This window comes from Ethanoligenens sp. (assembly GCF_047718355.1).
Lineage (GTDB): Bacteria > Bacillota > Clostridia > Oscillospirales > Ethanoligenentaceae > Ethanoligenens.
The window spans coordinates 1-18,257 of the sequence record NZ_JBDNLG010000013.1; the positions used below are offsets into that span (position 1 = coordinate 1).

Below are 18,257 nucleotides of genomic sequence, written 5' to 3' on the forward strand. Positions count from 1 at the left end.
GCCTTAAAAAACGATGCATACGTTTTCTCAGGCCGTTTGCCGCTTAAAGAGATAATAGCTGTTACGCTCCCGCGTTGATAACGCGTGGAATTTCCTGCGATTTGCATACTTGCACGCATCCCAATTCCCCAGCCAGTACATCGCAGATCTGACGCGTTTGCGCATCCATATCATCGTCGATTAAGATGATGACAGGTACGTTTTTGGCACATTGTTCCCGTGCAGCGAATGCCAGTGCGCGCACGATGTATTCTACCCCTTCATCCCGTCCGTGTACCCGCACCATGTAGGTGACGCGGCCCTCCGGGGGCGTTAAGAAATATCGCAGACCACTGCGAACGACTTCCGTGACACCGATGACGGTAAAGAATGCAATGAGAACACCGACGATCATCTGGAACATATCCACCACCCCTTTTTTCCATAGTATGAGCCGGAAAAGGAAATGGTGAAATCGACCGAAAGAGCCGGGGAGGACCACATAGTTCTTTGTGCATTATTTGTAAAAATGTGCAAGGCAGACGAGCATATATCTGGTGATTACTGCATAGTCAAAAACAGCCGCCTACATAAGGCGACTGTTTTCGGTTTATAAAAATATAGGGTTGATTTTTGCTCAGAACGCGGCTTTTCGGAGTGTTTCTGCTAAATCCGTTTTCTCGAAGCTCACGCCCAGATCTTCGCGGCCCATGTGCCCGTAGGCAGCCAATTTTTGGAAGATCGGTTTGCGAAGATCAAGTTTTTGGATGATGGCGGCAGGCCGTAAATCAAAGTACTTCTTGACCAAATCCTGAATCTTGATTTCGTCGATTTTGTGGGTATGGAACGTATCGACCAAAATTGAAACCGGATTGGCTACGCCGATGGCATATGCGATTTCCACTTCGCACTTGTCGGCGAGACCGGCGGCAACAATGTTTTTGGCAACGTAACGCGCGGCATATGCGCCGGAGCGATCCACTTTGGTCGGGTCTTTTCCGGAAAATGCGCCGCCGCCGTGACGGGCATATCCTCCGTAGGTGTCCACAATGATCTTGCGGCCAGTCAGACCGGTATCACCGGCGGGGCCGCCCAGAACGAAACGCCCCGTGGGGTTGATGAAGTAGCGCGTTTTGTCGTCCAGCAGGTTTTCAGGGATGACAACGTTGATCACGTTGGCAATGATGTCTTTATGGATCTGCTCGGTAGAAACATCCGGGCTGTGCTGTGCGGAAACGACCACGGTGTCGACCCGTACCGGGCGGTCGCCGTCATATTCAACAGTGACCTGTGTCTTACCATCCGGCCGCAGATAGGAGAGTTCGCCGCTTTTACGTACCTCGGTCAACTTGCGCGCCAGTTTGTGCGCAAGAGAAATAGGCAGAGGCATTAACTCAGGCGTTTCGTTGCAGGCGTAGCCAAACATCATGCCCTGATCGCCGGCACCAATATCCGCGATTTCATCTTTCTTGCCGTCACGTGTCTCCAACGCAACGTTGACGCCTGCGGCGATGTCCGGAGACTGCTCATCAATGGCAGTCAGCACCGAGCAGGTGTCGCAGTCCAGACCGAATTTTGCCCGGGTGTAGCCGATGTCGCGGATGGTGTTCCGTACGACTTTAGGAATATCGACATAGCATTCCGTGCTGATCTCACCTGCTACCAGCACCATGCCGGTCGTTGCAAAAGTCTCACACGCGACGCGCGCCATAGGGTCCTGTGCGATGATCGCGTCAAGAATCGCGTCGGAAATCTGGTCGCAGATTTTATCCGGATGCCCTTCGGTAACGGATTCGGATGTGAAAAAATTCTTGTTTGCCATTGCTGTTCCTCCTTGTTGAGCCATCTTGACACAAAAACCCTCCGGCTATAACCGGAGGGCGATTGTTAACAAACCCCTCATCTGCACGGTTATCCACTCCGCAGGAATTGGCACCTTGCATCCATGTGCAGGTTGCCGGGCTTCACAGGGCCGTTCCCTCAGCCTCTCTTGATAAGGTCAAGATTTATGTAATTGTGGAATTGATGGTCTGCTAAATAGAATACCAAGTACACATATATACTTAGAATTTTATCGAAACCACTTTTTAATTATAACAGAAACGTTGGGGATGTCAACATGATTAGTTGAAAAATTGGTACTTGCCAAACAGGGGAGGAGATAACGAAAATATATCGGTGGTTGCATGGCGGCATTTGCGCATTTTCCGCCTGCAGACAGCCTGGATTTTTCCCTATATGGCACAATCATATCCAAACATTTCGATTCAAAAGGAGTGTGTATCTATTGAAGATTTTTCTGATGGGAACCATTCAGGATGCTGACAGAAGTTTCGATGGGTGGGACTGGAACAATTCCATCATTATTTGAACGACTGTGGAATCAAGCTGTGTGCCTGCACTGCGGCGGATTTCTTCCAGCGCATATTGTGGGGTAACAAACGCTCGGTAAGGGCGGTTGGAGGTGATGGCATCATAGGTATCCGCCACGGCGATGATGCGAGAACTGATCGGGATGTCCTGACCGCTGAGGCCACTTGGATACCCTTTTCCATCCCAACGTTCGTGATGATGCAATATGATATCCGCCACGGCCGACAGGTCTTTTGATTTGGATAAAATGGTGTATCCGATTTCCGGATGCTGTTTGATTCGTTCCCATTCTTCGGGAAGCAGTTTCCCCGGTTTATAGAGGATCGCGTCCGGAATCCCTATTTTCCCGATGTCATGCAAATGTGCCGCCATATGGAGTGTTTCTAGATTTTCGTCTTGAAAACCCATTGCGGATGCAATTTCGACACTCATATCCGCTACACGCAAGGAATGGCCCTGTGTATAGCTGTCTCTGGCTTCCAGTGCAGCGATTAGGCACTCCGTCACCTCTAAAAAAGCGTTGTTTTGCACGAATTTCATCCCTTTCGACTTCTGCCTATAAACTGATTGAACGGTTTGTTATAAGTAATCCATGATTCATGTAGGCACGATTGTTAGAAAAACCTAATAAAAGTATACCACAAAAGATGGGAAAAGAAAAGCGGATTCTCATGCCGCAAACGCATCAAACAGGGTTGTTATATTGTTTCTCCCTTTTGCGATTATGGAACCGCCGCGTTACCGTTTTGGTGGGATACCTCGATTCATAAAATGGAATCTTTTTCATCCTTCATGAACGCATTTTTGCATCTCGTCATATGCTGGAGTATCTTGATAGAAATGTGGTAAAAGTGATGAACGGTACTTTTAATGTCACCTTAAATACACCGATTGGTCTGCAAAGGGGAACAATCACATTCACCGATCAAAATGGGGTTCTGAGTGGTTCCATAAATGCAATGGGGAACACAAGCTATTTTGATAATGGAAAAGCAGACGGAAATGCGTTTGTGTTCTCCGGGGTTCTCAACACAGGGCTTTTCAAGTTTAAGTATACTGCAAAAGGAACAGTGGTTGGAGACGCCCTCCAAGCGGTAGCGACCAGTAACTCTATGACTTTTCAGATGAAGGGAACACGCGTGGCATAATATAACAATCCCGATTGATTGTACACACAATTGTGCAGAAAAGGTTTTGACTTTTTTCTGCGGAAGCAATGCGCACATATCTATTTTGGATCTCGTTATACTATTGGTGAGGTGATGATTATGTCAAAGCAAAGTGCCTATTTTAAAATTCCAGGGCTTTCTGGAAAGCATGAAGTAAAGGATATCAAAAACAGCCTTGCCAAAATCCGAGGGGTCACATCCGTAAGCGTGAATACTGAAACAGATAGGGTTGCTGTTGATTATGACAGTACAGGAACAAATTCCGAGGATATTTGCAGACACATTAAGAAGCTCGGGATGGAACCGCAATTAGTCGACAATCAAAACCATGTCATGTAGTTTACTGCCTCTGCGACGGCAGGACCGTTTTATGTTGCCGCCATGTGCCGATTTGCCCACGGCATATGCAATTGCGTGGCATGAAAAGTGAAAAAGAAAAAATTGTTGACAAAGAGAAAAGTTTGTCCTATAATCAAACCAGCAGTTTTGGTGATTGCCAATTGTTGGTTTTTCATATTGGAAAGCGATGATGCTTTGGGTGCTTGCACTTGAAGCATCATGTTTTTTGGTTAAATTTACGGCAGTTTTGTTTTCCCATTGCTGCATTCGCCACGTATTTCTCTTTTTGGAGGTGTTACAATGCCTTTGAGCGTTGGCGACTTCAAGCAGAGGATTCTAAAAGTTTATAACACCATCAATAAGCAAATTTTCAATGTGGGTGTCAGGCAGCAGAATGTGGATTTTGCTGGCAATAAGATTGTGATTGTTTCGTTGAATACGCGGGTACCTGTCTTGAAACTCTTGGATGAGGATTATGGCAGTTCCACAGCATATCTCAACTATTTACTGTCACAGATTTTCAAAAAGCAAATCAAAGCCGCATTGGAAAAAGAATTTCAATTACATATTATAGCAGTGTTTAAGGATTATGATGTAGAGACCGAGTACTCCGGTACACTCATATACCTTGATCGTGATGTAGATGTCTATCTGAATGAGTTGTCGGAACTTCTTTAGAAAGAAGAGCCGGTATATCGTCAGTTTGGCGCTTTGCTCTGTATGGAGCGGGTTGGCTAAACTGGCGTTTTTTGTTTGTTTCCAGCGGTTAAAATCAAAGATGAACAGAGGAAAAAGGGGTCAAAAAGATGAGCGGTGCGTGTAAAATTGAAGTTTCAGGTGTAACCAAGTGCTTCAAACGCAATGGCAAAAAAGTGCTTGCCTTGCGGGAAACCAGTCTTTCAGTGGAAGAAGGACGGTTTGCCACGATAATCGGACCCAGCGGATGCGGAAAGTCAACGCTATTCAATATCATTGCGGGCCTGCTTCCGCCTTCTACCGGAGAGGTTAGCGCGGATGGGCAGAGTATTGTTGGAAAAGCCGGCTACGTTGGTTATATGTTGCAAAAGGACATGCTGCTTCCGTGGCGCACGATTTTGGATAACATTATTCTGGGTCTGGAGGTTCGTGGCGTACCGCGTGCGCAATCTGTAGAGCGGGCACTGCCGCTGATGGAAAAATATGGCCTAAAGGGATTTGATAAACATTATCCCAGTGAGCTTTCAGGTGGAATGCGGCAGCGTGCCGCTTTGCTGCGGACCCTGCTTTATGATCGGGATATTATATTGCTCGACGAACCGTTTGGCGCGTTAGATGCACAGACCCGTCTGGCTATGCAAAACTGGCTGCTGCAGATCTGGCGCGATTTTAAAAAGACGGTTCTGTTTGTTACGCATGATATTGACGAGGCCATTTACCTGTCGGACGACATCTACGTTTTTTCCTCGCGTCCAGGACGGATCAAGTGTAAAATCAATGTAAATCTGGAGCGGCCGCGTAAAACCGAAGATATGACATCCGGAAAATTTATGGAACTTAAACATCATTTGCTTGATCTTCTGGTCGTAAAAAGAGCAGAGGAGGCGGAACAGGCATGAAACCATATGTAACGGAGGAAGAAACCATGGAGACGGCTGAAGAAAAAGTGGGCTTTATTATCCATGCCATTGCGGAACCGGAGGCGGCCGTCCCGCTGGACACGGTGGAAAAAGAAGCCGAGCTCAGCGAGGAAGAGAGAAAAGCCAAGCAGCATCGCCGCCATGTCATTATAGGCCGCGTGATCATTGGCGTTGCCATTGTGGCGATTTGGGAAGTTTTCACCCGGCTGGGATGGATGGATTCTTATTTCTGGAGCCGTCCGTCCAGTATTTTGAAGACCACTTGGCAGCAATTGGTGCATGGTACGCTTTTGCGGGATATTGCCTATACATCAGGCTCAACTGTTCTGGGATTTGTTGCAGGAACCGTTCTGGGCGCCTTGCTCGGTCTTTCGTTCTGGTGGTCGCGTGCATATGCCGACATCAGTGAACCGTATCTGATTGTGTTCAACGCGCTGCCGAAACTGGCGCTTGCTCCTGTCTTGGTCATTATGTTTGGCATCGGCTTTTTCTCCAAAGTCATGCTCGCATTTCTGATGACAGTCATCGTGACATCCCTTTCCGCTTACAGCGGCGTAAAAAGTGTAGACCCTGCCATGGAAACGCTGATGTATTCACTGGGTGCGAAACGCAGGCAGGTTTTCACCAAAGTGGTGGTGCCGTGGTCTATGCCGTGGATCATCAGCAGCTTGCGGATTAATATTGCGTTGGCGCTTGCGGGCGCCATTGTGGGTGAATTTATTTCGTCGGATAAAGGCGTTGGGCGCATGATTATCTATGCCGGTACCATTTTGGATATCAACCTGGTTTGGGTTGGCGTGTTTGTGCTGTCCCTCTTATCCGTTGTGATGTATGGGTGCGTATTGCTGCTTGAAAAATGGTTGTCCAAACGTTTGGCAATCGTTCATTCATAAATACAGAGATAAATCAAATATGGGAGGACTTAAAATGAAAAAGAACAATCGGATGTTGAAACTCAAAGGTGTGCTGGCGCTTTCGCTGGCGGCCTGTATGGCAGTGGCTTCTACTGCCTGTGTCAAGCACGGAGCTGCTGCCACCTCGACGGTTTCCACAGCGTCTGGCGAACTCAAGCAGTTGGTTATTGCGGAGCCTGTTCACCTCATTGGTTATCTGCCGCTTTATCTCGCACAGCGCGAAGGTTATTTTAAAGAACAGGGCTTAGATGTCAAAGTCATTCAGGCGACGGGCGGCGCGCATGTTACGGCGGTGGTTAGCGGGGATGCGTGGGGTGTTATTGGCGGCGTCGATTCCAATGCATTGGCGAACAAGAACAATTCCGACCCCATCGTGGCTTTTTCCAATGTGGTTAATCGCGCAAATGTTTATTTGGTGGCAAGGAAAGGGCTTGCGCCTAAAAGCGACAGCATGGCGGATTTGAAAACCTTCCTGCAAGGCAAAAAAATTGTCGCCGGTCGGCATGGCGGCTCGCCCAACTTGCTTACGCGTTATCTAATGATCAAAGCGGGCTTGAATCCCGACAAGGATGCGACACTTTTGGAACCGGCCGATGCGTCCACTGTTGTGGCGATGCTCCAGAACGGTGGCGGAGATATTGGCAACGGTGCGGAACCGCAGATCAGCGAAGGTATTTCTAAAGGCGTTTGGGGTGAACCGTTCTACAAGTTCCCGGATATGGGCGACTTCTCTTATTCAGTAATCGGCACGAAAAAGTCCACCATCCAAAAAGACCCCAAAACGGTGCAGGCATTTACCAACGCAATGATTAAAGCGCTCAAAACGGTGCAGAGTAATAAAAAGCTTGCGGCCAAAGACTTAAAGCTGGAATTCCCGACGATGACCGATGATGCGTTGCAGGCTTCCCTTGACCGCGCATATGCGGATAAACTCTGGAGCCCAGACGGCACCATCTCTGAAAAAGCCGTACAGAACGACATGGATGTGTTGATTACCACCGGTATCTATACCGGCAGCTATTCCTATAACACATTGGTGGACATGCAGTTTGTCAAAAAAGCGAACGCAAAATAAAAACAGCTTCCCGTATGGATACAGGGATGGATTGGGTAAGCGGCGGCAGTCTCCTGCTCCGCCATTACCAGGCAGAGGAATGTAGAATGGCAAATCTTCATGATTTATTGTGTGACACCCATGCGGCTGTCATGGTCATTGATATGCAAAATGACTATTGTCATCCAGATGGGGCACTGGCGAAAAACGGCGCAGATGTGAGTGGTGTGGACGAAATTGTCCCCAATGTGCAGCGCTTGCTGGAAGCCGCAGAACTGTATGAAAAACCAGTTCTGTTTGTGCAGACGATCCATACGGATGCAACGGATTCCGAGGTTTGGAAGATGCGCGCATCAGGAAAAATGCGGCAGGTCTGCCGGCCAAACACTTGGGGTGCGGAGTACTACGGTGTTTCACCGAAATCCACCGACATCATCGTGTGCAAACATAAGTACAGCGGCTTTATCAATACATTTTTGGATTCCGTGCTGCGTGCACAGAAAATTGAGACATTATTGATAGCAGGCGTCAGTACAAATGTTTGCGTGGAATCTACGGCGCGGGACGCGTTTATGTTGGATTATCGGGTCGTCCTCCTAAAGGATGGATGCGCATCTTATGAACGCGCGGCGCATGAAATGACGATAGAAAATATCGGGCAGTATTTTGGCACGGTGGCATATGTCGATGATGTAATAACCATCTGGAAACAGGAAGCGGAACAAACCGTGCAGGTGCAATCGTCTGTACAATAAACACCGCAATTTTTGAAACAGGGAGACCTATATGGACCATCAGTCCATATAGGTCTCCCTGCTTGCTTTGCAAAACGCATAGCATGGCTTTTTAAAAAATCGAACCATGTTTTGGGAAATGATTGACAGAACGCGTTCCTTATGTTATCCTGCATGTGTTTTGACCGATGGTGATCGCCCCCTGGATAACAGCAGCCGGGCAGGGGAGTATGAGGTGAGTGGGATGTCCCAAACAGCAAAAAGCATCAAAAAACGCAGTGAATTGGTGGATCAGGTCATTGCGATGCTGCATACATTTGATTTTCAGGAAGCGACGGTGCGCAAGATTTGTGAAGTAACGCATATTTCAGTGGGCACTTTTTACCACTATTTTCATGAGAAAAATGATTTGATTGCTGAAATTCTGGGCCGAATAGACATATATCTGGCAAAGCAAGTGATGCCCCGGCTGACCCATGAAGATGAAGCGGTCAATTTAGTCGAATTTGGCAGTGGGTTTGCTCAATATACCAATGGAATCGGCAGTGTGACCGGCAGCGTTATCAGCCGGACGGAATTTCCGCTTCCATCTACGCCGGATACAATACGGGCGGAACACGAGCGGCTGCTTTATACACTGCCTGCGGCTATTTTGCGGCGAGGAAGGGAAAAAGGGCAATTCTATGCCGAACTGGATGTGGAAGAAGCTGTCGACCAGTTAATCATCGCCCTGCGAGGCCACGCGATGGAATGGTCACGCAGGGGGCGTGTCTATAACATAGAAGAAAAGATATTGTCGTTCATGCGGCTGTATTGCCGAATGTTGAAATGATAGACGGGGCAGAGATTGAGCCGGATTTTCTCTCAAATGCGGAGAGAAAATCCGGCTTTTTGCAGCGATATATCTTTGGCAGCAGTATACGGAAATCTATCGTATGGTCATTGACAAATGCAGCGGATTTTGCAATAATATATAACATAGTTCTAGAACATTGATTTACTGGAGGCGGTCGTCCCGTGAGAATACAGGTGTTTTCCAGCCGTGAAGATGAGCGCGCACTTTACGAACGGGCAAATCAGGCCTATGGGTTTGATATTACATATGTTTCCGCGCCATTGTGTATGGAAAATGTCGGGCAGGCGAAGGGATATGATGCGGTACAGATACTGACAGCTACCCGCTTGGATGAGCCGCTGGCGGCCGCGTTGGCGGAAGTTGGTGTGCGGTATGTGCTGACACGCTCGGCGGGTATTGATCATCTGGATGTGGAGGCTCTGCGTTTGCATGGACTGTTTGCGGCGAATGTGCCGGACTATTCGCCGAGTGCCATCGCCGAACACACAGTAATGCTTGCGCTCATGCTGGTGCGGCACATGAAGCGGCAGTTTGAAAAAGTGGGCCGCTTGGATTTTACCATGTCTGGGCTGCGCGGCAAAGAACTGGCATCAATGACCGTGGGTATTTACGGTACCGGCCGTATCGGGCAGGAGGCCGCTCGCTTGTTCCGTGCCTTTGGCGTACAAGTGCTGGCATATAGCCGCCATAAGCGTGAGAATTTGTGTAAAGTCGCGCACTATGTGTCAAAAGAAGAGCTGTTTGCACAAAGTGATCTGATTAGCTTTCACTGTCCGCTTACCCCGCAAACGCACCATATAGTGGACAAGACGGCCATAGATGCGATGAACCCGGGTGTTTTTCTGGTCAATACGGCACGCGGCGGTTTGTTTGATTTTGCCGCGGTGCGGGATGGACTGCGTTCCGGTAAAATTGCGGGGGCAGCACTGGACGTATACGAAAACGAAAACCGTTTCATGCGCAAGGACAAAAGCACCGAGGGCTTGAACGATCCTGTGCTCGACGAGCTGCTGCACATGGAACAGGTGGTGTTGACGCCGCATGTCGGATTTTATACGGACGAGGCTTTGCGCCATTTGATTGAGACGACACTGTATAATCTGCATTCGTATGCTTCCGCAGGTGCCTGTGTAAATGAAGTGACGCGGCCATAATTTATTCTATACAGATATCGAATTTGAAGGAGAAGAAGAATGAAATCAGAAGCTGATTTATTTGCGGGAGCACATAGATTGGAGGATATGTCTATTTCTCTTATCCGCATTGTGATGGATAAGGCAAAGGCCATGGCAGACGCGGGAGCGCCTGTGGTGCCATTTGTTGCGGGTGAGCCAAATTTCAATACGCCTGAACCTATTAAGGAGGCGGCGATTCAGGCTATCCGGGAAAATTATACGCATTATACGTCCAATCGCGGTTTGCCTGCCCTGCGTGCGTGCATCGCGCGGCAAATGCAGGCAGATACCGGCCTGCGTTATGACCCGGAAACCGAGATTGTGGTCACATCAGGCGGTGCGGAGGCCATTAATAATGCGTTGATTGCCATGCTTAATCCGGGAGATGAAGTGATTGTTTTTTCCCCGGCATTTATCAATTATGAAAATGTAGCGCGTATCTGTGGAGCGTCTGTCATACATATTCCACTTAAAAAGAAAAATGGTTTTCAAATTGATGTAGACGAAGTACGGGCCAAACTGACGCCAAAGACCAAAATGATTGTCATGAATAATCCTTGCAATCCCACTGGTGTATTGTATACCAAAGAAACATTGGAGCAGTTCAGCAAACTGATTGTGGAGAACAATCTGCTTGCGTTTTCCGATGAGATATACAGCCGTTTGACCTATGATGGGCAGTCCTTTTATTCGCTGGCGTCTTTTCCGGGGATGCGGGAACGCACTATCGTCATGAATGGTTTTTCCAAGACGTATGCCATGACCGGTTGGCGCATCGGTTACCTGTGCGCGGACAAACGGATGATGCCGCATATTATGAAAGTGCATCAATATTCCACTACCTGCTCACCCACATTCATTCAGGTCGGGCTTGCCAAGGCCATGGAAGCACCGGAGACAAAGCGCGCTGTGGATGATATGGTTGCGGCGTTCACGCAACGCCGCCGTCTGATTTTAGACGGCTTGCACACCATACCGCAGCTTGATTTTGTGACGCCCCGCGGCGCTTTTTATGTGTTTGTGGACGTTTCTGGAACGGGGCTTTCCGGAGAGGAATTTTCCAATCGGCTTCTGGAAAAAACGTATGTCGCTACTGTGCCGGGTATTGGACTGGGAAAAGAGTGTGTGGATTTCGTACGGTTTTCCTATGCGACCAGTGATGAGAATATTATAGAGGGAATCAAACGTTTGCGTACATTTACAGCAGAACTGTGAGCAATCGACCGTTCAGCCTGATCTGGTCGGCTGCTTGAAAAGGGGTGCGCCTATCAAACTACAAAACATGCTGAATTTGCAGGGCATCCTGTTTCTGCTGATGATTGCCGGTGTTTATGCCCGTAAGCGCAGCTTCATCACACCGGAATCCCGCAAAAAACTGACCGCCTTGTTTATCAATTTAATTTTGCCGTGCAATATCGTCGCTTCGTTTCATATCCGCCTTTCGGCACAGGTGATTGCTTCGGCAGGAGAAATTTTAGCCATCTCGTTTGGCGTCCAGATGTTGTCCTGGCTGTTAAGCAAACTGCTGTACCGCCGTGTGTCACACAATAAGCAGATGGTGCTTCGCTATGGTACCATTTGCTCCAATTCAGGGTTTATGGGCAATCCCGTGGTAGAGGGCGTCTACGGCATGGAGGGTCTGCTTTATGCATCGCTCTTTTTGATTCCGGTGCGCATCTTTATGTGGAGCGCCGGTTTGTCCCTGTTTACCGTGGCAGATAAAAAGGATATTCTGAAAAAATTATTGAGACATCCCTGCATCATCGCGGTATGGATCGGATTGGGACTCATGCTGATTGATTTCCGTTTGCCGAAGTTTGTGCTGGACTCCATAAGCAGCATCAGCGTATGTACCACAGCGGTGGCTATGATCATCATTGGGGCAATCCTGGCGGAGGTCGACGTTCGACGGGCCATCAATCGGCTGACAGTATATTATTCTTTCGTGCGTCTGATTTTTATCCCGCTCTTGGTGCTGGGTGTTCTGTTGCTGTTGCATGTTTCGACCATGCTGACAGGCATCGCCGTTTTGCTTGCCGGCATGCCCGCCGGCAGCACGACGGCTATTTTAGCGGAACAATATGACGGAGATGCCGCATACGCATCGCAATGTGTTTTGCTGTCCACGGTCTTTTCCTTGGTCACGCTGCCCGCATTGAGCTGGCTTGTCAGTGTTTTATAAGGGAAACCAAAGCAGGCAATTCTCCACAATCACACGCTGCGTGCGTCTGGTGCAGTCTAAAAAAATCGGTAGGATTCTTATCCCACCGATTTTTTTTGCGGTTATACATTTTTTTGCTTTCCACCGTTCGGGTGATGGGGCTTTGCGCCCCCCATGTGCCGCGCCTGGACTGATCAAGGGCGCGTCTGGCTTTCTTGTTCATTTTTTCTTTGGAAATAAATTTTTCCATGATTTTCATTCTCCTCCTGCATGGCATGTTGCATTGATAGACTGGTTAATCCTCCTTTTCCCTTTCTTCCGCAGCGAAAATCATCAGTTATATGATACATGGCACATGGTGCAGCTGTCAAGATAACAAGCGTGGAAGAGAAGGAATTTTCATCTCAGATTTTCTGTAAATCTGGTGTGTATGTGAAAAATGTGGTAAGATGGTAAACGAAGTAGTCTGTTATCCAGTTCTTGTCTGGTAATCGCAGTAAAACAGTTGGGGTTTGAATCTATATATGAAAAAAATCAAGCGAAAAAGAAACGAAAAGAACATCATGTTCATAAAGCTGATTGTGGTTTGTATACTGTTTGTGTTTGGGTTTACCATTTTATTCGGAAGACTGGTCAATCTTCAGATTGTAAATGCAAATTTCTATGCGGCGCGGGCGGTTCAGCAGCAATTCAGTGAACAAATGATTCCCGCACAGCGTGGCTCCATTTATGACCGAAATATGACACCGCTCGCAGAAAGCGCGACCGCATGGGATGTCGCCGTGTCACCGGCGTATATCAAAGGGGAAACGCAACGAAATGCCATTGCCGATAATCTGTCTAAAATACTGGGTATCAATCGGGACACTCTATATAAACAGATTAACAATCAGTCCAAGTATGTTGTTATTTCTAAACAGATTCCAAAGCCGCAGGCGGATGCCATCACGCAGTTTATGAAGAAGAAAAATATCGGCTGTATCGGATTGACGCAGGACAGCAAGCGGTACTATCCGTTTGGCAATTTTGCATCCCAGTTGATTGGCTTTACGGGCTCGGATGGACAAGGGCTGGCCGGTGTGGAAGCGCAGTATGACAGTGTGCTCAAAGGTATCCCGGGAAAAAGCGTTGCAGAAAGAACGCCAAACGGAGAGGACATGCCTTACAATACCGGCGAGTATGTGGCGGCGCAAAACGGAAACAACTTGGTGCTTACCATTGATGAGACGGTGCAGCAGGCACTGGAAAGCAATTTGCAAAAGGCACTGACCGACAACAACGTAACCAACCGCGTGACCGGTATCGTGATGAATGTGAAGAATGGGGAGATTCTTGGCATGGCAACCGCGCCGGGATACGATCTCAACAACCCATATACCGTGGTCGATTCCACCGTGCAGAAGCAGCTGTCTGCCTTGACTGGAACGGAATTGAAAACAGCGACGTCGCAGGCGTTGCAGACTCAATGGAAAAACAAGGCTATCAGTGAACCATATGAACCCGGTTCGACGTTTAAGATCATTACAGCGTCCGGCGGGCTGGAGGAGGGTGTTGTGCATGAAAACGACATGTTCGATGATTCTGGCTCCATTACCGTTTCGGGTACGACGTTTCACGATTGGAACAACGGATATGGACAGGTTACATTTCTCAAAGGATTTGAGCAATCAATCAATGTCGTGTTCATCGAAGTCGGGCAGCGGCTGGGTATCACCAATTTTTATAAGTATGTATCTGATTTTGGCTTGACTGATAAGACCGGCATTGATCTGCCGGGTGAAACGAACAGCATCACCATTCCAAAAGACAAATATGGGCCTGTGGAGTTGGCGTCCTCTGCTTTTGGACAGAGCAACAAGTTTACAGCCGTCCAGCTCATCACTGCAGTCGCCGCAGCTGCAAATGGCGGCTATCTGGTGCAGCCGCATGTGGTGCGGGAAATTATTGACGCAAGCGGCAACGTGGTTAAGACATTCAGCACCAATGTCAAACGGCAGGTCATTTCCACGGAAACCTCTCAGGAAATGGACAAGATACTGGAAATGGAAGTAAGCGAGGGAAGCGGCAAAAATGCGTATGTTGCGGGCTATCGCATCGGTGGTAAAACGGGAACAGCGCAGAAATTGGATAGTAAAGATCCCACCGCGCGCGTTGCCGAGTTTGCCGGCGTGGCGCCGTCTGACGACCCACAGTATGCAGTGCTCTTCATGATGGATGAGCCGCACAACCCTGTAAGCAATTACGGGGGCGTCATCGCGTCACCGGTGGTGGGCAATATTTTTTCTGAGATTTTACCATATTTAGGGGTAGAACCGCAATATACTGCCGCCGAGTTGGCCAAGCTGGCAATTAAGACACCGAACTTGACCGGACGTACGGTGACGGACGCGTCCAATTTACTGAAAGGGCAGGGCTTGAGCGTTAAGGTACAAGGCAGCGGACAGACCGTGACCGCCCAATCTCCCGCGTCCGGGGAAGCAATTCCCCGAAACGGCACCATTATGCTGTATACGGATGGTGCGGCGATTCAGCAGACGGTTAGCGTTCCGTCGTTGTCCGGCATGACACCCGCACAGGTCAGTCAGACGCTGACCGCAGCGGGTCTGAATGCAAATCTGACCGGCGCCAGCCTGACCGATACAGGTGAGGCCGCCTATGAACAGGATGTGGCCGCCGGCACAAAAGTTGCGCCCGGTGCTGTTGTTACGGTGAAATTCCGTAACAACAATATCACGGTACAATAGAAATGTTGGCTGCATGAATGGCGCCTGCGCAGAAAAGACTGCCGCATCCCCGTTGCTTGCATGGGATACGTAAAGAACGCGATAGGCCTGCATAGTCTTGTGTATTACATTGCAAAATTTCTTTAGTCGTGGTACGATTAGAATAATCCGAAGCGTCAGGGTAAGGGGGGCGGTCAATGGCCATCAACAAGTTTATGCGTGCGGCACTGAAAGCAATCTCTTACAACGACATCGATGTGAGAAACAATTATAAAGTCGACCGATTTCTCAACACGCTCACGCATCTGGCGTTCAAACCGTTATATAAAACATGGGATGCCCAGATCAAGGTGGATGGATACCCTTTGACGGTGCGCTCTTTTTCACCCAAGTGCCGCCGCTCCGATGAAATTATCCTGTTTTTCCATGGGGGCGGGTGGGTCACTGGAAATATCGGGAATTATACACGAACCTGCGCGGTGCTTTCCAATCAAACAGGCCGTCGCGTGTTGTCGCTGAATTACCGTCTTGCGCCGGAATTTCCATTTCCCTGCGCGGTGCAGGATTGCTATCAGGTGGCCAAAAGGCTGTTTGTGGAGCATTTGCCTCTGGAAGTTTCCGACAAGGAAATCATCTTGATGGGGGACAGCGCGGGTGGAAATCTGGCCGCTGTGGTCAGCCTGATGGCTGCGGAGCGCGGAGAATTTCATGTTGGGCGGCAGATACTGTTGTATCCGCTTACCTATAACGATCACAGTGAGTCATCCCCGTTTCCATCCGTGCAGGAAAATGGCAAAGACTATTTGCTGACTTCAAAACGCCTGTGTGATTACTCGGCACTGTATATACGTGACCAGCAGGATAAAGACAGCCCCTATTTTGCCCCTCTTTTATCCGATCATTTGATAGGACAGCCGCACACACTGATTGTGACGGCGGAGTTCGATCCACTGCGGGACGAAGGGGAAGCGTATGGGGAAAAACTGCGGCAGTTTGGGAATGAAGTGCAGATATACCGTATGAAAGATGCACTGCATGGATTTATTTCACTGCCGCCGTGTTTTGCACAGGTCAAACGGTGCTATCAATATATCAATGCTTTTTTGGATGGGAAGGGTGCATATGCAGAACAGTTGGGATAAGCTGGACAATGCAGCCAATATTTTTCCCGCTGCGGTTCGCAAGGCCGATCCGAAGGTGTTTCGCCTCTCTTGTGAGCTGCACGAGGAGGTTGACCCGACCGTTCTGCAAACGGCGCTGGACGAGACCATGCAGATTTTCCGTGTGTTTAAACGCGTTTTGCGGAAAGGTGCGTTTTGGTACTATCTGGAATACACCGATGCCACACCCGTTGCTCATCCTGAAGATCGCGAGCCTTGCGCACCGCTTTCCAAATACGCGTCCAAGCATCTACTTTTTGATGTTAGTTACTATCGGAACAGCATTCATTTGGAAATCTATCATGTGCTTGCCGACGGCACGGGCGCGCTGCATTTTCTTCAGACACTCGTGACTAAATATCTTTGCAAAAAACATGGGCTGATGGAGCCGCCGCAAGATACCTTTGCCTCCGATGAGCAGATGAACGACGACAGCTTCCTAAAATATTATACCGGTTCTCAAAATGTTCACCCCCTCAATTGGAAGGCTGCCTATAAACTGCGGGGATTTCATTATCCCGAGCACCGCATCAAGGTCATTACGGGTTTGATGAGTACCAAAGCAGTGCTGGACGCGGCACATAGCCACCGCACGACGTTGACCGCCTATCTGTGCACATGCCTGTTGCTGGCAATCTATCGGGTAGCGCCAACACGTGCCGCTAAAAAGCCGGTTGTCCTCACGGTGCCGGTCAATCTGCGTAAGCACTTTCCATCCCAGTCCGCCCGCAACTTTTTCAGTGTTCTGCCTATTCCGTATGATTTCGGTAAGAGTGCGGATACGTTTGCATCCGTGCTGAAAAAGGTGGAGTGGGAGCTTACGGATGGACTGAGTATTGAAAACCTCAGGCGCAGCATCAATACCAACAGCGCGGTGGAACACAATCCGTTTGCCCGCGTGGTGCCGCTGTTCTTGAAAAATTATGCCCTGCAATTCCTGTACTTTTGTTCCACATTGCAGGAAACCGCCGGATTGTCCAATATCGGAGCGGTGGACATGCCCAAGGAGTTAAAACCGTATATCCGGTCGTTTGGCATGATTAACAGCACCGAGAAATTGCAGGCGTGCGTTTGTTCCTTTGGAGATGTGCTCAATATCAGCTTTACCTCGCCGATTATTTGCCCGGATGTGCAGCGCGTATTTTTCCGTATGCTGACGGCACAGGGAATTGCGGTCGAAATCAACACGAACCCCATTGATTACAGGTGATTGCATGAAATATTGTGAAAAATGCCATATCTCAGTGCGTGGTGAAGATATATACTGCCCGCTTTGCCGGCACCGTTTGACAGGGATAGGGGAGGATGCGCCCTATCCGTCCATTCCTACGGTTTATCAACTGCATAAACGCGTTTTTAAACGATTGGGGGGACTGTCGGCGGTAGCCGCCGCCATTTGCGTCTGCATCAATTTGCTGTTACCCAGGAGTGGTTCCTGGTCGGCTTTTGCCGTTTTGGGGATCGCCTGCTTTTGGATCAGTCTGGCTTACGTCCTCCACAAACAACGGGATATACCCAAAACCGTTACCGGGCAGGTTGTGGTGGCCTCACTGTTATGCGTGCTGTGGGACGTTTTTACCGGCTGGCACGTCTGGTCCATAGACTATGTTTTTCCCATCCTTTGTATGGGAGCAATGGTATCGCTGGGAGTTTTCACGCGGATCTTAAAAATGCCGGTTGGGGATTATTTTATTTATTTATTTGCAAACATTGCTTTTGGGGTGGTGCCACTGCTGCTGCTGCTGGCCGGGTTGTTGCGTGTGACGCTTCCATCCCAGCTTTGCGTGTTGAGCAGCGTGGTGTCTTTCACGTTTTTAATCGTAACGGAGGGTAAGATGATGCGTTCTGAAATTGAACGGCGATTGCATTTTTAATCGCAACACCCAGCCGCCCTGTAAGAAGAAACAGCGCATAGCCTTGATTTTCAGGCTGTGCGCTTTATGCATTGCAATGCTTTACTTGAACAAAAGCGCGGGCTAAGCCCGGCTGAAAAAACAGCGCATA

Annotated in this window: 19 protein-coding genes and 1 riboswitch; of the genes, 15 read left to right on the forward strand and 4 right to left on the reverse strand. The window is 48.8% G+C overall.

Translation table 11 applies throughout. The annotated features are described in order from the left end of the window. Positions 1–61: 61 nt before the first annotated feature. The 3 genes from ABF463_RS03430 to ABF463_RS03440 all read right to left on the reverse strand — a co-directional run bounded on the left by ABF463_RS03430 (position 62) and on the right by ABF463_RS03440 (position 2,892). The gene (locus ABF463_RS03430) at positions 62–403 is read right to left on the reverse strand and encodes a hypothetical protein (RefSeq protein ID WP_415532150.1); all 342 of its coding nucleotides are present in this window, start codon (positions 401–403) and stop codon (positions 62–64) included. A 213-nt stretch (positions 404–616) separates the two neighbouring features. After that, a complete protein-coding gene (metK, locus tag ABF463_RS03435; protein WP_415532151.1) occupies positions 617–1,801 on the reverse strand; it encodes a methionine adenosyltransferase in 1,185 nt (394 codons plus the stop codon). Between the two features lie 74 nt (positions 1,802–1,875). Then, a riboswitch (SAM riboswitch) is annotated at positions 1,876–1,979 on the reverse strand. Between the two features lie 313 nt (positions 1,980–2,292). After that, positions 2,293–2,892, reverse strand: coding sequence for an HD-GYP domain-containing protein (locus tag ABF463_RS03440; RefSeq protein WP_415532152.1), 600 nt, complete (start codon positions 2,890–2,892; stop codon positions 2,293–2,295). 278 nt (positions 2,893–3,170) lie between these two features. Here ABF463_RS03440 and ABF463_RS03445 point away from each other — a divergent pair, with 278 nt between their 5' ends. The 11 genes from ABF463_RS03445 (at position 3,171) to ABF463_RS03495 (ending at position 12,391) form a co-directional block, all read left to right on the forward strand. Beyond that, complete coding sequence (locus ABF463_RS03445) at positions 3,171–3,500, forward strand: hypothetical protein (protein ID WP_415532153.1); 330 nt, start codon at positions 3,171–3,173, stop codon at positions 3,498–3,500. 120 nt (positions 3,501–3,620) lie between these two features. Further along, the gene (locus tag ABF463_RS03450; RefSeq protein WP_415532154.1) at positions 3,621–3,860 is read left to right on the forward strand and encodes a heavy-metal-associated domain-containing protein; all 240 of its coding nucleotides are present in this window, start codon (positions 3,621–3,623) and stop codon (positions 3,858–3,860) included. Between the two features lie 300 nt (positions 3,861–4,160). Beyond that, positions 4,161–4,538, forward strand: coding sequence for a hypothetical protein (locus tag ABF463_RS03455; protein ID WP_415532155.1), 378 nt, complete (start codon positions 4,161–4,163; stop codon positions 4,536–4,538). Positions 4,539–4,666: 128 nt separating this feature from the next. Then, a complete protein-coding gene (locus ABF463_RS03460) occupies positions 4,667–5,455 on the forward strand; it encodes an ABC transporter ATP-binding protein (RefSeq protein WP_415532156.1) in 789 nt (262 codons plus the stop codon). Further along, positions 5,452–6,369 carry an ABC transporter permease gene (locus tag ABF463_RS03465; protein WP_415532157.1) on the forward strand — a complete coding sequence of 306 codons (918 nt, stop codon included), beginning with the start codon at positions 5,452–5,454 and terminating at the stop codon, positions 6,367–6,369. Before ABF463_RS03460 ends, ABF463_RS03465 begins: the two co-directional genes overlap by 4 nt. A 34-nt stretch (positions 6,370–6,403) precedes the next feature. Beyond that, a complete protein-coding gene (locus ABF463_RS03470; protein WP_415532158.1) occupies positions 6,404–7,465 on the forward strand; it encodes an ABC transporter substrate-binding protein in 1,062 nt (353 codons plus the stop codon). A gap of 86 nt (positions 7,466–7,551) precedes the next feature. Next, the gene (locus tag ABF463_RS03475; protein ID WP_415532159.1) at positions 7,552–8,199 is read left to right on the forward strand and encodes a cysteine hydrolase family protein; all 648 of its coding nucleotides are present in this window, start codon (positions 7,552–7,554) and stop codon (positions 8,197–8,199) included. Between the two features lie 223 nt (positions 8,200–8,422). Continuing rightward, on the forward strand, positions 8,423–9,010 hold the full coding sequence (locus tag ABF463_RS03480; RefSeq protein WP_415532160.1) for a TetR/AcrR family transcriptional regulator: 588 nt from the start codon (positions 8,423–8,425) through the stop codon (positions 9,008–9,010). Between the two features lie 185 nt (positions 9,011–9,195). After that, positions 9,196–10,188, forward strand: coding sequence for an NAD(P)-dependent oxidoreductase (locus ABF463_RS03485; protein WP_415532161.1), 993 nt, complete (start codon positions 9,196–9,198; stop codon positions 10,186–10,188). Between the two features lie 39 nt (positions 10,189–10,227). Beyond that, complete coding sequence (locus ABF463_RS03490) at positions 10,228–11,424, forward strand: pyridoxal phosphate-dependent aminotransferase (protein ID WP_415532162.1); 1,197 nt, start codon at positions 10,228–10,230, stop codon at positions 11,422–11,424. A gap of 67 nt (positions 11,425–11,491) precedes the next feature. Next, positions 11,492–12,391 (forward strand): AEC family transporter, encoded by a 900-nt coding sequence (locus ABF463_RS03495; RefSeq protein WP_415532163.1) that lies wholly within the window; start codon positions 11,492–11,494, stop codon positions 12,389–12,391. On the opposite strand, the gene ABF463_RS03500 is transcribed toward ABF463_RS03495, so the two are convergent. Next, a complete protein-coding gene (locus tag ABF463_RS03500) occupies positions 12,378–12,620 on the reverse strand; it encodes a hypothetical protein (protein WP_415532164.1) in 243 nt (80 codons plus the stop codon). The two genes, ABF463_RS03495 and ABF463_RS03500, sit on opposite strands and share 14 nt — an antisense overlap. Positions 12,621–12,894: 274 nt before the next feature. Here ABF463_RS03500 and ABF463_RS03505 point away from each other — a divergent pair, with 274 nt between their 5' ends. From ABF463_RS03505 to ABF463_RS03520, 4 genes are all read left to right on the forward strand, one after another. Continuing rightward, positions 12,895–15,114: a penicillin-binding transpeptidase domain-containing protein gene (locus ABF463_RS03505; RefSeq protein WP_415532165.1), complete on the forward strand. Its 2,220-nt coding sequence runs from the start codon at positions 12,895–12,897 to the stop codon at positions 15,112–15,114. 176 nt (positions 15,115–15,290) lie between these two features. Further along, complete coding sequence (locus ABF463_RS03510; protein WP_415532166.1) at positions 15,291–16,235, forward strand: alpha/beta hydrolase; 945 nt, start codon at positions 15,291–15,293, stop codon at positions 16,233–16,235. After that, positions 16,216–17,463, forward strand: coding sequence for a hypothetical protein (locus ABF463_RS03515; protein WP_415532167.1), 1,248 nt, complete (start codon positions 16,216–16,218; stop codon positions 17,461–17,463). The genes ABF463_RS03510 and ABF463_RS03515 overlap by 20 nt, the downstream gene beginning before the upstream one ends. Before the next feature lie 4 nt (positions 17,464–17,467). After that, positions 17,468–18,127, forward strand: coding sequence for a DUF6320 domain-containing protein (locus ABF463_RS03520; RefSeq protein WP_415532168.1), 660 nt, complete (start codon positions 17,468–17,470; stop codon positions 18,125–18,127). Positions 18,128–18,257 lie beyond the last annotated feature (130 nt).